The sequence below is a fragment of the Coleofasciculus sp. FACHB-712 genome, from assembly GCF_014695635.1.
GTDB lineage: Bacteria > Cyanobacteriota > Cyanobacteriia > Cyanobacteriales > FACHB-T130 > FACHB-T130.
Map to the genome: position 1 here is coordinate 52,746 of NZ_JACJOQ010000518.1, position 14,873 is coordinate 67,618.

Annotated in this window: 11 protein-coding genes; 3 read left to right on the forward strand and 8 right to left on the reverse strand. The window is 45.9% G+C overall.

Annotated elements, in window-relative coordinates:
• Window positions 1-3 precede the first annotated feature (3 nt).
• The 3 genes from H6F50_RS17560 to surE form a co-directional block, all read right to left on the reverse strand.
• A complete protein-coding gene (locus H6F50_RS17560) occupies window positions 4-261 on the reverse strand; it encodes a hypothetical protein (RefSeq protein ID WP_190412779.1) in 258 nt (85 codons plus the stop codon).
• Window positions 258-443 (reverse strand): hypothetical protein, encoded by a 186-nt coding sequence (locus tag H6F50_RS17565; RefSeq protein WP_190412893.1) that lies wholly within the window; start codon window positions 441-443, stop codon window positions 258-260. The genes H6F50_RS17560 and H6F50_RS17565 overlap by 4 nt, the downstream gene beginning before the upstream one ends.
• Window positions 444-543: 100 nt before the next feature.
• Window positions 544-1,221 (reverse strand): 5'/3'-nucleotidase SurE, encoded by a 678-nt coding sequence (gene surE / locus H6F50_RS17570; protein WP_190429682.1) that lies wholly within the window; start codon window positions 1,219-1,221, stop codon window positions 544-546.
• 78 nt (window positions 1,222-1,299) lie between these two features.
• Here surE and H6F50_RS17575 point away from each other — a divergent pair, with 78 nt between their 5' ends.
• On the forward strand, window positions 1,300-3,453 hold the full coding sequence (locus tag H6F50_RS17575) for a HEAT repeat domain-containing protein (protein WP_190429683.1): 2,154 nt from the start codon (window positions 1,300-1,302) through the stop codon (window positions 3,451-3,453).
• A 37-nt stretch (window positions 3,454-3,490) separates the two neighbouring features.
• Here H6F50_RS17575 and H6F50_RS17580 read toward each other — a convergent pair whose 3' ends face one another.
• Window positions 3,491-3,895: an NIL domain-containing protein gene (locus H6F50_RS17580; protein ID WP_190412776.1), complete on the reverse strand. Its 405-nt coding sequence runs from the start codon at window positions 3,893-3,895 to the stop codon at window positions 3,491-3,493.
• A gap of 72 nt (window positions 3,896-3,967) precedes the next feature.
• On the opposite strand from H6F50_RS17580, the gene H6F50_RS17585 reads away from it, so the two are divergent.
• Complete coding sequence (locus H6F50_RS17585) at window positions 3,968-4,573, forward strand: thioredoxin family protein (RefSeq protein ID WP_190429693.1); 606 nt, start codon at window positions 3,968-3,970, stop codon at window positions 4,571-4,573.
• Between the two features lie 176 nt (window positions 4,574-4,749).
• Here the strand turns inward: H6F50_RS17585 and H6F50_RS17590 are convergent, their stop codons facing one another.
• Both H6F50_RS17590 and H6F50_RS17595 read right to left on the reverse strand, forming a co-directional pair.
• A complete protein-coding gene (locus H6F50_RS17590; protein WP_190429684.1) occupies window positions 4,750-5,631 on the reverse strand; it encodes a hypothetical protein in 882 nt (293 codons plus the stop codon).
• A gap of 145 nt (window positions 5,632-5,776) precedes the next feature.
• On the reverse strand, window positions 5,777-6,658 hold the full coding sequence (locus tag H6F50_RS17595; RefSeq protein WP_190429685.1) for an aspartoacylase: 882 nt from the start codon (window positions 6,656-6,658) through the stop codon (window positions 5,777-5,779).
• 227 nt (window positions 6,659-6,885) lie between these two features.
• Here H6F50_RS17595 and H6F50_RS17600 point away from each other — a divergent pair, with 227 nt between their 5' ends.
• Window positions 6,886-7,794: a LysR substrate-binding domain-containing protein gene (locus H6F50_RS17600; RefSeq protein ID WP_190429686.1), complete on the forward strand. Its 909-nt coding sequence runs from the start codon at window positions 6,886-6,888 to the stop codon at window positions 7,792-7,794.
• 135 nt (window positions 7,795-7,929) lie between these two features.
• Here H6F50_RS17600 and H6F50_RS17605 read toward each other — a convergent pair whose 3' ends face one another.
• Both H6F50_RS17605 and H6F50_RS17610 read right to left on the reverse strand, forming a co-directional pair.
• Window positions 7,930-9,585, reverse strand: a complete 1,656-nt coding sequence (locus H6F50_RS17605) for a PfaD family polyunsaturated fatty acid/polyketide biosynthesis protein (protein ID WP_190429687.1) — start codon at window positions 9,583-9,585, stop codon at window positions 7,930-7,932.
• Window positions 9,586-9,770: 185 nt separating this feature from the next.
• Complete coding sequence (locus H6F50_RS17610) at window positions 9,771-14,852, reverse strand: PfaB family protein (RefSeq protein WP_206754838.1); 5,082 nt, start codon at window positions 14,850-14,852, stop codon at window positions 9,771-9,773.
• Between the last annotated feature and the right edge of the window lie 21 nt (window positions 14,853-14,873).

Sequence of the window (14,873 nt, forward strand, 5' to 3'; positions counted from 1 at the left end):
ATTCTAATTATTTATATCTTTTGCGGATATTTTCCAAGACCGCCCTTCACAGTGAACTTCGTCCCCGATGATTTTAACTCCACCGCGAGCGATCGCAAATAGTTCTTGCCTTTCTTCATCGGTCAAGTAATCATCACCTTTAAGACCACTTGGGCGCTTTCGAGGATCGCCTCCTGCATCCAAGTAGCGCTGTCGAGATAAAGCAAAAAGTTCTTTTATTCTTGCATACTGTTGCTTTTCAATCTCAGTAGGTTTTGTCATCGTTCCGATACCCATTTGATAGGAACAATATCGCTATTTTGCAGGAGTCGAGCATAGGGTAAGACATTGCTAGGGGTTTCAATTACCCAAATTCCTGTGTCTTCATCATACACCGCATTGCTAAGTAGCTCTAAGGTATCTAAGGCGTTGAGAATTAGGTATTGTGCTTCGGATGGTTCCACCACTATTGAGTTCAATTTAACCTTGGCTATCTTACACGAAGGGACTGCATTAAGGGATTTTCGCTAACTCTTATGGGAGCGGTATCTTACCTCACCTTTTTTAAAGTCGCAGCTGAGTTACAGCAATTTTGCCGGAAAAGCAGACATCAACATCGCTACCGGGCGTGCGATCGCGTTTGGCATATTCTCCGACGTAGTAAAAATTATCGCCTTCAACGCGATAGTTAACTGGTAAGGGTTGCCGAGAAGGTTCGCAAAACACCACTTCCGGATCGGGATCTCCGGGTAACAAATGCGGCAAATTTACATTCCAAAACGTTCCCGGTTCAATGGTACGGTTGAGTAGATCGGCTAAAATTCCAGCCGTCCACCTCGCCGCCACATCCCAATCAACATTCAGTTTGCCTTTGCGATAGTGGGAAACGGCAATCCCCGGAATGCCATGAAAGGCTGCTTCGCGCACAGCGGCGACAGTCCCTGAAATGTAAACATCGGCTCCTAAGTTGCCACCGGCGTTGATGCCAGAAAGGACAAACTTGACAGTAGGGCAAAGATGCGTAAGCGCAATGCGAACGCAATCAGCGGGAGTACCCGCGATCGCATATTCAAAATCCGAGCGACGCCGGACATGAATCGCTTGAGTCGTCGTCACCTGATGACCGCATCCGGATAAATGGTCTTTAGGAGCCACAATCACCCCCTTGCCATTCATCGCCTTGTGCAGCGCTCGGATTCCAGGAGCGTCTATTCCGTCGTCGTTCGTTAAAATCAAAGTCATATATTTTTTTGCTGAGTCGGACGTAGCCTAGACGGTTTGCTCAAGCACCCATTGATTCAAATGTGAGAAGGCAACTAGATGGAATTGCATCACCAACCGATTCAGGAATCTTACACCGCCGAAAACCTCCTCCAACAGGTACTCTCACTGAGTGATGACCAGCTCAAACAGGAGTATTTAAATTATCTGAAATGGACAGACCCCATAGTGCAGATGTTACAGCGCTTGGAGGAAAAAGCTCAGGTAGTGCGAGTCGTGAAGTTAGCCTTAGAAGTGGATTTGAGGTTAGGCGCACAGATGGCAGGAGCCGTTAAACCGGAGTTTCAAGCCGCAACCGTCGGTTTAGTTGCTTCTTTAGAAGTTCCTCAAGAGTTGAAATTTCAACTTTTAGGCATCACTGGCTCTGATAGTGCAATCCCCAGCCTACTCCCAGCGCTTCACCACCCTGACGCTAAGGTGCGTGAAAGTGCAGCTTATGGCTTAGCTTCCATCGGCACCGATGCAGTCGTGACAGCGCTACTGGAAGTATTGAACGATGACGACTCTGGTGTTCGCTTGAGTGCAGCCTATGGATTAGGTTCTATCGGCACCGATGCCGCAGTGATGGGGTTGCGGCAAGCGTTGAACGATGAAGATTTTCAGGTGCGCGAGAGTGCAGCTTATGCCTTAGGCGCGATTGGTACCCAGGCAGCCGTAGGGGTGCTGCGGCAAGCATTGAACGACGAGGACTTTGATGTGCGTGGGAGAGCTGCCTACGCTTTAGGTCAAACCCCCACCGAGGAAGCAGTGTCGGCGCTACTGGAAGCTTTGAACGATGCAGATTTTCGGGTGCGTTACAATGCTGCCTATGCTTTAGGTCAAATTCCCACTCAGCAGGCGGTATCAGCGCTACTGCAAGCGTTAAATGATGAAAACTATCGGGTGCGTCAAAAAGCAGCCGAAGCATTAGGTTCGATTGGCACGCAAGAAACGGTGATGGCGCTACGGCAAGCGTTGAACGATGACGACTTTGATGTTCGCCGAAGAGCTGCCTATGCTTTAGGAAAAATTGGCAGCGAGGAGGCGGTGGCGACACTGCTGGAAGTTTTGCAGGATCGAGACTATCGGGTGCGCGAGAGGGCTGCATTCGGCTTAGGTCTTACCCGCAATCCGTTGGCAGTATCGGGGCTGCTGAAGGCTCTGAAAGATGAAGATTATGAGGTTCGCAGTTGTGCTGCCTATGGGTTAGGTTTAGTCGGCTCTCCGGCGGCAATGTCAGGGTTGCTAGAAGCTTTAAAGGATCGTGACTTTTATGTTCGCAGGGGTGCTGCCTATGCTTTAAGGAAAATCGGCAGAAAGGGCATCGATCCTGCACCTGCCCAAGCGGCGGTCGCTGGCCTTTTAGAAGCTTTGGACGATGATGATTCGTGGGTGGGTTGGATGGCTGCCTATGCCCTGGGTTCTATGGGCAAGGAGGAAGGCGTAGCGGCGCTACTGAAAGCTTTAAACCATCCAAACTTTGATGTTCGAGAAAAAGCTGCTGAGGCTTTAGGGAAAATCGGCAGTGAAGTCAGCGTTGTCGGACTGCGACAAGCGTTACATGATGAAGACTTTGGAGTTCGTCAAAGTGCTGCCGCTGCGTTAGAAAAAATAGGCTCCCCGGCGGCGGTAGCTGGACTTCTAGAAGCTTTGCACGATACAGACTATCGGGTGCGCGAAAATGCTGCCTCTGCTTTAGGTAGCACTGGCTGCCAGATTGCCGTAACCGGGCTGCTGGAGGCTTTGCACGATACCGACTATCGGGTGCGCGAGAAGGCTGCGGAGGCTTTAGGGGAAATCGGTTCTCCGGCTGCGGTGGTGGGGCTGTTGGGGGCGTTGAACGATGAAGACGCGACTGTGGGTGGAAGCGCTGCTTGGGCATTAGGTCAAATCGGCACTCCAGCGGCGGTAGCAGCACTGCGACAAGCTCTCAACCACCCAGACGCTAGCGTTCGAGGGAGTGCTGCTTGGGCATTAGGTCAAATCAATAGCCCGTCGGCTGTAGGGGCGCTCAGGCAAGCTGTTAACCACGAAGACGTTAGCGTTCGGGAGAAGGCTGCCTATAGTCTAGGGAAAATCGGCAGCGCTGGAGCATTGCCTTATCTGCGCCAGATGCTATTTAAATCAGAGAATAGCGTTGCTCTTAGCACGATCCTTGATGCGATCGCTGCCATTCAAGAGCGGTGCGGTTACTACAATTATGCGATCGCCTAGTCTTGGACTCAATTCGCCAAAAAGAGGCATTTTCAATTCAAAAATTAGTAGAAATTGCCTCTACGGGACAGGTGGGAATGCACTGTTCGCAGACAATACAGCGCGATCGCGTAAAATTAAGTCGAAATGTCTGCGGTTCTAACGTCAAAGCTTCTGTGGGGCAAACGCCAGTGCATAACCCGCAGTGAACGCAAACGTCTTCATCGATCGCGATCTCGCGACTGGCAAAAGAAACGCTGATGTCTTGCGATCGCATCCATTCGATTCCCGCATCTATTGCATCAATATCGCCCAAAAGTTCCACCACTAGCTTCCCAATTTGATTGGGTGCCACTTGGGCACGAATAATATTCGCCGCTACATTAAAATCCTTCGCCAGTCGATAAGTCACTGGCATCTGAATTGCTCGTTTAGGAAAAGTCAACGTTACTCGTTTTTTCACGGCAAAGGTAGCTCTGGAGGGAGTTGGTACACTAAAGGTAGCTCATCTATAACAATCGTGAAAAAATCTTCGATGGCTGTGAATTCATCTGAATCAACTGCAACCTCCCAGCCGCCGTCGCCAGGAACCGGCGCGAAACGTGTCACAAACTTCTTGATTGCTTTAGTAGCGATTGTCCTCAGCGTTTTCCTATTCTTGGGACTGCAAACTGAGACAAGTTCAGTTTCCCTGGACACCCAAGCTGAGCAATCTACACCGTTAGAAGTGGCTTTGAGCAATGGCAAGCCGACGTTGATGGAATTTTATGCGAACTGGTGTACCAGCTGTCAGGCGATGGCAAAGGATCTGGGCGAACTCAAAGAGCAGTATGCTGATTCGATGAATTTTGTCATGCTGAATGTGGATAACAATAAGTGGTTGCCAGAGATGACGCGCTACCGCGTTGATGGGATTCCCCATTTTGTATATTTCGGCAATAACGGAGACGCGATCGCTCAAACCATCGGTGAGGTACCTCGTCCCGTCATGCAGGCAAACATTGACGCCCTTGTTGCTTCTGTACCTCTGCCTTACGCCCAAGCTGGGGGACAGGTTTCTGCCTTCCAATCACCCGTTACACCCGCCAAAGTTAGTCAGGATGATCCTCGCAGCCACGGTAGCCAAGTAAAAAGCAATTAAGAATTACGAGAACAGTCGCTGTTAGAAGATTTTTGGGGTTTGCACTGATCAATCAGAAATCCATCCTGGTGATATCTGATTGCTGAAGGTAACGCCAAAAATGACGCCCACGCAAGGGTTTTGGACAGGGTTTCTCTAGTTGTATGTTTCTTGTCCAGTCTTGAACAGATGCCCGATCACATACAGCCACAGCCGCAGCCGTTGTTCGTACTATCATTACTACCACTACTACTACCACCACCACTGTTATTGCCGCGACTTCCGAACAGGGAAAAAATGAGGAATATTGGTAGCCACCACCAAAACGATCCTGAAGATTTTTCCGAAGTAGGACGATCTTTGTTCTTAGGAGTTGGAGTTGGAGTCTTGCGAGGTAGCGGAGAATTTTCGCTTGTTTGAGCCAGTGCTAATTTAGAGCTTATAGAGTGAGTTGTCTGGGTAGAAATCCCTGCTATCAGTAGCGTAGAGCTGCTGATAGTTAGAACTAATATAAATGACAATAGAGCGATCGCTAGGAATTGCCCCAAAGGCAAGCGAGGGAGATCAATAGAGGGCAACCAAGCCAGAGTAAAAGATGGTTTGGGTACGAGCCAATACCGATGAGTGTTGACTTGTTTGCACTGGATGTCTTTCCCAAATCGGGTATCGGGTGGCGACCAGATATCGCTAGGAGGTTGCTGTCCAAAGAGTTTTTCGTAGCTAATCAGCGTCTCGTTATAGCACCTGTAAAAATTATCCTGTTCGCTGGAACCGCCCTTCGTTGGCTGATGGTGCAATGGTTTCTGTAAAACTTTGGCACAAAACTCATCCCAGTAGGAATGAGTGTAAGTTAAGTGCAAATGCCAAACTCGATCTACTTGCTCGGAAGGCGTGACAGGATGCCCAATTACAACAGCAAGAAAGATAAATTTTTTGTATTCGTTAATGGCACGCTGAGTATATTGAACTGTCCAACCGTTTTCTCTTGCTAACCTTTGGCTAAAAGGAAAAGCAGCCCCAGGATCGTCAACGGAAAATTCTTGAATACTTTGGTAAAGTTCTGCCTGCTGCGCCTTCATTTATGACTCCTTTGTGGTTTTGAATAACCGATTTATTCTTCACTTTTGTCAACCAATAATATCCAAAATTTCAATTTCGCGATGTATTTTTTATCGACCAAGAGTTAGAAATGATTAAATTTTAATTCAAAATTTGATACTTTTTCTAAATGGTGACTTGCTGCTTTTCAGTCAAACACATAGCAACTCCTTTTTCATAGTAGGCTGCTTCATTGATAAAGACTGGATAAACTGTTGCTTCACCTTCATAAGCGATCGCTTGACCATCAAACGTTAAAAACATGAGATCGCCGGGATGAAGCGCTTCATAATCTCTAAATTGAAGCTGGGGATGAATCATTGCCTGAATCTCTCCAAACTCATTCCTGGGATAGTCTATTGTCTGGATGCTGTGATAAACGGTAAGGGTATCTCTTACAGGAGGTGGCGTTCCCTGGTTGTAGGCTTCCGTGTAGTCTAAAATTGCCTGGACAAGTTCCTCCGTTTGCTGAAATAAAGTTGCATCCAATACCCCTTGAGCCACCGCACCGACTTCAACTGTGCAGCCGAATTCACAAATTGAGTCCAGATGAGGGGTGCCTTGATTTCTGGTTGTCGAGTAAAGTACCTTCACTTTTGAATGAAAAGATGTGAGATAAGCCGCTAATTGAAGGTTAAAAGGTTGCTTGCTAGCGAGAATAATTGTTAGCTCCATGTTTGCTGTACTGCTGTGTAAATCAACAACCAAATCTGCCTGATGGCTCCCCCCAGAGCCAAATTTCCCATAAATCTCCTTGGCTCGTTGCGCTTCGTAACTAGAAAGACTCGAATTCTCCAAATCCTGGCGAAGAAAACAGCGATTAAGGTCGGTATCAACATACCGTTTCCCAATTTCATAGGCTTTGGGATTCGCTAACAAGGTAAGACTTTCAAAGCTAGGTCGCTGAATCAAGTTTGGCGATCGCTCAAATTTCTTCACTAAGTAAATTCCGGTGAGTTCGTTTCCGTGCGTTCCCCCCCCAATGGCAACACGCTCGATCTTCTTCATAAAATAATGGCTCCCTATACCTATTTACAACACTATCTATTAACTTAGATGTGTTGAGGTTGATAACGTCTTTTCATCTAGATTAACGAAGGGTTTACTAGATGTCTAATACTTTCTTGACTAGGCAACTATATTGCAAAGATATAGTGTTTAAAAACTGATATTAATTTGACATTTGCATTCCTATCTTGCCAAGATTAGGGCAAAGACATAGTGGTGAAGAACGAATGGAGCTTCGGCATTTGCATTACTTCATCGCGGTTGCAGAGGAGTTAAACTTCTCTCGTGCTGCTGCTCGTCTGCATATCGCGCAACCTCCCTTGAGCAAACAAATTCACGATCTCGAAGACGATCTGGGAGTGCAGCTGTTCGATCGCACCCAGCGACCGCTCCAGTTAACCCTAGCTGGAAGAGTCTTTTTAGACGAAGCTCGAAGCGCGATCGCTAGCGTAGATCGTGCGGTCAACATGGCGCAACGTGCTAGTCGTGGAGAAATCGGGCGATTGGTAATCGGCTTTACTAGCTCAATGGCAAACAGCTTTTTGCCAGACATTCTGCGAGTTTATCTTGAACGTTTTCCGCTTGTGGAACTCGTCTGGCGAGAGTTAGCAACTTCCTTCCAATTGCAAGCACTGCGCGATCGCCATCTGGATGTTGGCTTTTTCCATTTGCCGTCCTGGATGCAAGAAGAAGTTGATTTATCCTGGATGACGATTTGCCATGAGTCTTTAATTGTCGCTTTACCAGAGACTCATCCACTGGCGAGCCAACCTCAAGTTTCCTTAAAAGCACTGGCACAGGAAGTGTTCATCCTTCCTTCTCGTCAATTCTCTCCAGTCTTATCTGAACAGCTCGAACATCTGTGCCAACAATCGGGTATTTCCCCCGTTGTCATCCAGGAAGGAACGCTGATGCTAACAATACTCGGCTTAGTCGCTGGTGGGGTTGGAGTTGCCTTGCTCCCTGCTAATGTCCAAAATCTTCAACGCAAGGGTGTCTTATACAAAAACATCGCTGAACCAACACCAACTGTCCCAATGGCGGCTGTATGGCGACAGGACGATGCTTCAGCGACTTTGCGCGAGTTCTTGGGAGTGACAAAAGCGATCGCGCAGACTCACTCAAAAGCGTCTTAATAAAAACATAAAAACGCCTATACGCGATCGCTTGCCTCCACAGTTTAAGGCATACCGATAGAGACAGCCCAGAGGCTTTTTACGGCAAAGTTCTTTAAAATGCCAGCCCCTGGTACCAAAAATGTTTAGACTATCCTAAAAAAGAGGTTTTGGACAATAGTTCCAGTATTGTGCAGGCATCGATAACCCCTGTAGTTTCAAGTTTTGCAGCCGGTACAAAAAGCCAGCACCAATCATTATGTGATCGGCAACATCAACTACACGACGATTATTCGCTTGAGCCAGATAAGAACCCTTCACCCATTCATTAAACGATCCCATTGAGGGGCCACACCAGATTTGATAATCCATTTCACGACCTTTTTCACCCGCATTAGACCAACGGGAGGACAAGCCCAAATACGAGCGGAAAATCAGAGCCATTTTACGTTTAGGATTGTTATCTGCTCTGGTTATTTGATCCGGGTCGCGTTGAGAAAAATAAGCAACCGTATCTTCCCAAACTGACTCTAGACTCTTCCTGAAGATTTCTTTTTCTAATTTCTCTCTTTCCACAAGCGGAATTTCTTCAATTGAGTCATAGTTCTTGTAGAAATCAAAGAGTTTTTGCGCCCGCATTGGGAAGAGACTGCCACGTTTCAGGACTTGCAATTTCACCCCCATTTCAAACATATCCGCCGCTGGTGCCATACTCACATCAGCCATAGCCGCTTGAGCTAGCAAGTTTTTGGTATGAGTAGAAGCTCCAGCTTCAAGACAGGATTGGTTAATGGAGCCTGTCACCACATAAGCGGCTCCCATCATAAATGCCCCTAATGCTGACTGCGGTGTACCAATTCCTCCAGCCGCTCCAACTCTGACAGGTTGTTCGTAACCATATTTTTCCTGAATTTCATCCCTAAGAGTCAGAATCGAAGGTAGGAGACAAACTAAGGGACGATTATCTGTATGACCGCCAGAATCGGCTTCTACAGTAATATCGTCAGCCATTGGAATTTTTTCAGCCAAGGAAGCTTGTAACTCAGTAATCAGTCCTTGAGCGACCAATTGCTTGAGCATTTTAGTTGGGGCTGGTTGCAAAAATTTAGTTGCAACTTCTGTCCTAGAAACTTTGGCAATTATTTTGTTTTTGATCTCGATTTGATTCGCTGAATTGAGGCTAAGTCCCGCTGCCCGATAATAAACAATGTTGGGTGTCAAATCCAGAAATGCGGAAGCTTCTACGGTGGTGACGCCGTATTTGAGATATAAATTGATTGCACCCCGCTCGATTGCAGCTTCGCTAGGACTGTGGATCAAATTAAATGCATAAGGCCCTTCTGGAAGTGCTTGCTGAATGCGGTGAATAGCAGTTTCAATGCGAGAAGGAACTAAGCCAGCGGCACCAAAGGCACTGAGAATTTTCTCTTTACCAAGGGCAATTACCATTTCTTCGGAGGCAATGCCATTCGCCATTGACCCCGTACTATAAGCATATTTTACCCCGTGAAAAGTCAGGAAACTGGGGTCTCCCAACTGTTGAGGAACTAGCGGTGGCACTGCTGTCAAAGTTTCCACGGATTCAGTTTTGCCGTTATTAGCATCCCCTAAATAACCTTCGTTCGTGACCCCAATTTGGCCTTGCTTGCTAACGATGTAACAGGGTTTATCTAAATTCAGCAGTTTAGTCTTGATACCTTCTTCATCAAAAGCTACAGAATTTAAAGAACCCTGCCAGACTGGATTTTGATTGTTTGGATTTCCTGAGAAACGAAGACCATTTTTGTTTTGCGTTAAAGGTATTGCCAACATAGTTTCTTTTTCCAATTCAAGCCAATAACAGATTGTAGATTGTCGGTTGGGTTGACTCCCCAAATCCCTCCCTTAGGAGAAGAGGGGCTTCCGGACTCCCCTTCCCTACTAGGGAAGGGGGCTGGGGGTTAGGTTCTTAATTCACCAACAGTACTAACTGAACCATAGTGTGAGTTTGATAGATTTTAATCAGACTCAACTAAACAAAGAGCGATGTCTTTAACTTCATAGATTCTCAGGTTGGGTTTCCACAAACTGGCATCACCGATTAAGGTGACTTTGTTTGGAGTAATATCCACTTTGGAAATATGAACCTCTAAATACATCTCGGTATGACCATGAGGAATTTGTCCGCGATATTTCCAAACGATTAGATGGTCGATGGCTTGGACAAAACGGGGAGATTTGAATTGTTTACCAAGATCGTTCTGCAAGGCATAGACTTGCATCGCTTGCAAAATCCCCTCAATTCCTAATGAACCAGGCATGACCGGGTCAAGGTAAAAATGACACTTGAAATACCAGTCATTCGGCTTTACCTCTTTTCGGGCATAGATGTAGCCTTGCTGATAGTTCCCTCCTCCTTGAATAATTCGTACTTCATTCAGGAGGTCTAACTGATACTGAGCAAGCCGATAATGGGGTCGAGCCTGATTAAGGCGATAAAACTTGGCTCTACTTTCCGGACTCCTTAAGTCGATTTTTGCTTTCGCGAGTCCGGTGGTATTTTCCGTTTCGTACCAGGGTGGAACATCCTTACCGCGATCCAGTCCTACCTGATTTGCTAAAGATTGGGGGCTAAAATGACCAAATGCGGCAGTTCCTTCATAAAACGGTTCGCCATCGCAAACCATTTGAAAATCAAAACTCTGAATAATCACTCCCTGGATATTGGATGAAGACAGTAACCGGGCTGTATTCGTAATCGTCTTTCCTCGAATATCTATATCCTTGAGAAGGCGACCCTGTCCATCAAGATTGCGGAAGTACAAGTCTTGATTTGGATACAACAAAGTAGTTCCTAAATAAGCAGAGAGAAAACCACAGGGTTGCAGAGCTATCTCCATTAAAATTGAGTACGGTATTGTTGGAGAGGAGTTTTGGCGATAATACCAAGGCTCTGTGGGAACGTCGTATTCAGTAACAATACTGGAATTTTTTGTTAGTTCATGGCGCTTACCATTCACTTCCAAAACGCGATGCACCAAATTGAGATGAGTATTGGGCATCCGCGAAGCTTTGACGCCACCGTTGTCATAAATCTCGAATTCTGGGCCAAAACACTTAGCAACCGAACCCAGACAAAATTCGTTGACTTGATCTTCATTTAATAAGGCTGGTTTCCGGGGTAATCCTGCCTTTTGTTGAGAGTTGTTTATCGCTTGTTCAACAGAAATTGAATGATTGGGGTTCTTTTCAGATAGCTGCAAGCCTAGGTCTTGGAAGTGAACAACAATTTTGCCGTTCAGGATGACTTCAACATTACATTTTGCATAAGGTTTTGGTGTAATGCCAATTTCAGTGATTTCCATCCGATAGATTAATTTGCCCGAAATGGGAGTCACCTGTCCGCGACAACGGACGACCTGTGGCAAACCGGGAATCGGTTGAAATCTAGCATCAACCGTGTAGGTTTGCAATCCTAAATAGAGAAGATAGAATTGCAAGAGTTGACCGCACCCTTCTGCCATCAGGGAACCAGCCATCACCTGATCGTCTTTGAAGTGGCAGGGGAAATACCAATGATCTGGGTCAAGAAATTTTTCGCCGATAATTAGACCTAAACCCCAAGCCCCTCCTGTCGGTTCTACTGATGTGATGCGGTCGATCATGAGCATTGCCTTCGGGGGCAAGCGCAGGGAGGGATTTAAGCCATCTTGCCAATAATGGTCTCCTAAGCAGGCAGCAATATTACCCTCGGTGAGGGATAACATATCTGACTCATCTAGCCTTGATTTTTGACAGATTAGCAGAGGCTCAAACTTTTGCTTTGGAATCTTGCTTCGCGCTTCAAGTTCTTTATCGGAAACAATAATTCCCTTACCATTTTCGAGTTGTTCGTCGGAAAAGAATCCGGCACAGCCTCCGTCCATTTTGAGGATCATTTTATCCCCAACAAAGCACTCGTAACTAAAGAAAAATAGTAGGTTATCTCCGCTTCGCACAAAAGAATTTATGCGGATGTCATAACGCAGGGTTTGTCCTTCTTTGGGTAAATCATCCAGAAACGTTAGGGTGCAATCAAGCAAGCGATAAACTAGGTCGCCTTTATTCTCAAAATCAATTCCTAGGTAGCTGATTAATAATAAATCGCATTGACCAGATTCTACACTGATTGCCCAAGGAGCTTGACCATCAACAGCGTACCAGGCATTCTGTGGAATATCGTATTCGGTTGTAATTGAAGAGGGTTTAAAGCTATTTATTTCCCCATCGAGTTTAGTAACCCTGCTCACCAAGAGATAGGGCGGAACTGGCAGCCGCACTCGCCGGGAATAGGAATCGATAATTTCATAGTCCTTACCGAAGACACGGGAAATTTTCCCTTCAGCAAATTCTAGTAAATCTGCTTCATCCCAAACAATATTAGAAGGCTTTGTGTAACTATTGCCCTGAGGATCTGAAGTTGCAGGGGCTATCTGACCATTGCTCTGAGCTGATATATTTTGATTCAATAATTGTTCGGCTACAGCTATTTGTAGCTGAAATATCTTCATCATTTGGTTTTGATGATTAGTTGTCTGTTGGGGTTCTTTTGCTATTGTCATGGCTTTTGCTTTATTACCTCTTGTTATCTCTTTTCGGAAAATCTCACAATTTTCAGCGGTCAATATTTTAGAATAAATTCGGCTTCCACCCAAAGTAACTTTTTTAACAATTGATTGACGTTGGATAGATTTTTCTGGCACTTGAGAATAAAGTGGGGACAAATCCACAGAGACGCCGTGACTCACAAGTTTTGCTAAAACCCTGACCACTCCAGTATGGTCATCAACGCCTTTGGTATTGATGGATATGGCAATATGCTCTTGTTGCTTAAGCGTTTCGCTAATCCATCGAGAACAGTTATTTCCTGCGCCTACCTCAATAAAGATTCTGACACCATCTTCGTAGACACGATGAATAATTCTAGGGAAATCAACCGTTATACAGCAGATTTTGGCGGCGTTATGGGCCAGAGAATTAGTATCTAGCTTAATCGGAGCGTAATTTACTCCAGAATAAAACTGAATATCGGGTACATTTTGGATGGGAATTGTGTGTAATTCAACCAATCCCTCATACTCAGTATTTGTTGGTTCGCAGTGCAATACACTGTCAAAATTGATGGGGAAATATTTGCACTTGAGAGTTTCAATCACTCTTAAGCAAGCTTGCGGATCTCCACCAATTACTACTTCTTCTGGAGTATTGATAAATGACAGATAAACACGTTCTTCCTGCTTTAGGACTTCCTTAACTGTCGATACGGGCGCTTTGAGAACATAGGAAATCCAAAATTTTTCCGAGCGATCGCTTTCTGGCAAACCCCAAAACCTACGTCCCGCTAAACAGGGACCGCATAAATCAGTTCTAAATAGAGGAGAGGACACTAAAGCTTCGCTTAATTTCCCATCATCGCGCCAAATGTCAAGGGCAAACAGCATACTGCTAGCTTCACCCAAGCTATACCCAAATGCAACTTGGGGTTGGACTTGGAAATACTGTCTGAGAATCAGGCTATATAGCACTGCCAAACTGATTCCGGTTTGGCACATTGCTACTCCGTCACCCAAAAATTCTGCCTGTTTCTCTGCTTGTGCTTGAGTGGAAAGTTTTTCTAAACTTCTGGGATAATGAAGTTTCTCGTGCATGACCTGACCTGGATAGGGAGTCAGAGCCGAGAAGCTATCGTAAACTTTAGGAAATAGCTGGAAAATGTTCCGTCCTAGTCCGAGAGCAGAACTAGCCATACCTGGGTAAACAAAGGCAAGTTTACCCTCTTTTCCTAAAGGTTTCGGTGTGAAATAACTGCCAAGTGGTGTTTTCCATTCTCCGCCCGTTTCAAAGCTTTTTTTGATACCTGCGATCGCTAAGTGGATTTCCCGCAATATTTCCTGTTTATGAGAACCGACAATCGCTAGGGTATAAGTCGCCTGGGGCGATTTCCCAAAAGCTGTAAAGGTCTGTGTTGCTGCAACGGATAGATCGTCACCCGTTTCAATCAGATTTTGGAGCGAATGCAACTGTTCGAGCAACGCAGATTGATGATTAGCGGTGAGGGGAAATAGATAGAAGGGCGTTTGTTCCAGATACTTGCTGGGACGCTCTTTTTGGCTCAATTCTTCCGAGAGGATGATGTGAGAATAAGTGCCATCTATGCCTAAGCCGTTAATTGCAGCCACTCTTTTCGACACTTCCGGTTCTAAGAACCAAGTTCTCGATTCGGTGGCGACGTAGAAGGGACTTCCTTGCCACATCTGAGGCAGTTTCGGTCTAGACCACTGGGGAGTCGCAGGAATATACCGATGATACAGGCAGAGGACAGTTTTGATTAAACTCGCCATCCCGGAAGCGGTATAAGTATGACCGATGTTGGCTTTGACGCTTCCCAGGCAACAACTTAAACTCGCTTGGGAAGTCTGATAGGCAGAGAGTAAACCTTTGATTTCGGCTTCATCTTCTGAGGCGACGCCACTGCCAAAAACTTCCAGATACCCGATGTCTGTAGGGTGAATACCCGCTAAATCGAACGCCTGCTGACAAGCTTGTGTGAGTATGCGATCGCTCGTCGATTGATGAGTGGCATTATCCTGAATTAAGCTGATGGCATCAATAACAGCATAAATTCGGTCTTGCTCCTGTTTAGCTGTTTCGTGCCGCTTTAAAATGACGGCACCTGCACCTTCCCCGACCATCCAGCCATTCGCGTTTTCATCAAAGCTTAAGGTAGGAATCCCTTGATTAATTGGTGCTAACTGCTGACGAAATAATACGTTTTCTAATCCACCAGAGAGATCGACAGCGCCGACGACAACAGCATCGACTTCTCCATTAGACAGAAGTAATTGAGCGACTTCTAAAGCTTTAAAAACCGAATTTTCTTCAGCAGAAATGGTGAAGGAAGGGCCAGTGAAATCCCACTGGGCGGAAATGCGACTAGCCATCACATTACCGATGAAGCTGGTGTATCGATTAACTTGCGCCGGAGGATGCAAGCTATCTTTGGCAATGGCTTCCAGTTCGGCAAGTTTTTCGGGAGACAAAGAAATATTCGCTTGTTCCAAGCTTTCTTTGATTTGCCAAGA

Excerpts from the sequence above, each read along its gene's own strand:
- H6F50_RS17560 (WP_190412779.1), bottom strand. The coding sequence starts at position 261 with ATGACAAAACCTACTGAGATTGAAAAGCAACAGTATGCAAGAATAAAA.
- surE (WP_190429682.1), bottom strand. The coding sequence starts at position 1,221 with ATGACTTTGATTTTAACGAACGACGACGGAATAGACGCTCCTGGAATC.
- H6F50_RS17575 (WP_190429683.1), top strand. The coding sequence starts at position 1,300 with ATGGAATTGCATCACCAACCGATTCAGGAATCTTACACCGCCGAAAAC.
- H6F50_RS17585 (WP_190429693.1), top strand. The coding sequence starts at position 3,968 with ATGGCTGTGAATTCATCTGAATCAACTGCAACCTCCCAGCCGCCGTCG.
- H6F50_RS17590 (WP_190429684.1), bottom strand. The coding sequence starts at position 5,631 with ATGAAGGCGCAGCAGGCAGAACTTTACCAAAGTATTCAAGAATTTTCC.
- H6F50_RS17595 (WP_190429685.1), bottom strand. The coding sequence starts at position 6,658 with ATGAAGAAGATCGAGCGTGTTGCCATTGGGGGGGGAACGCACGGAAAC.
- H6F50_RS17600 (WP_190429686.1), top strand. The coding sequence starts at position 6,886 with ATGGAGCTTCGGCATTTGCATTACTTCATCGCGGTTGCAGAGGAGTTA.
- H6F50_RS17605 (WP_190429687.1), bottom strand. The coding sequence starts at position 9,585 with ATGTTGGCAATACCTTTAACGCAAAACAAAAATGGTCTTCGTTTCTCA.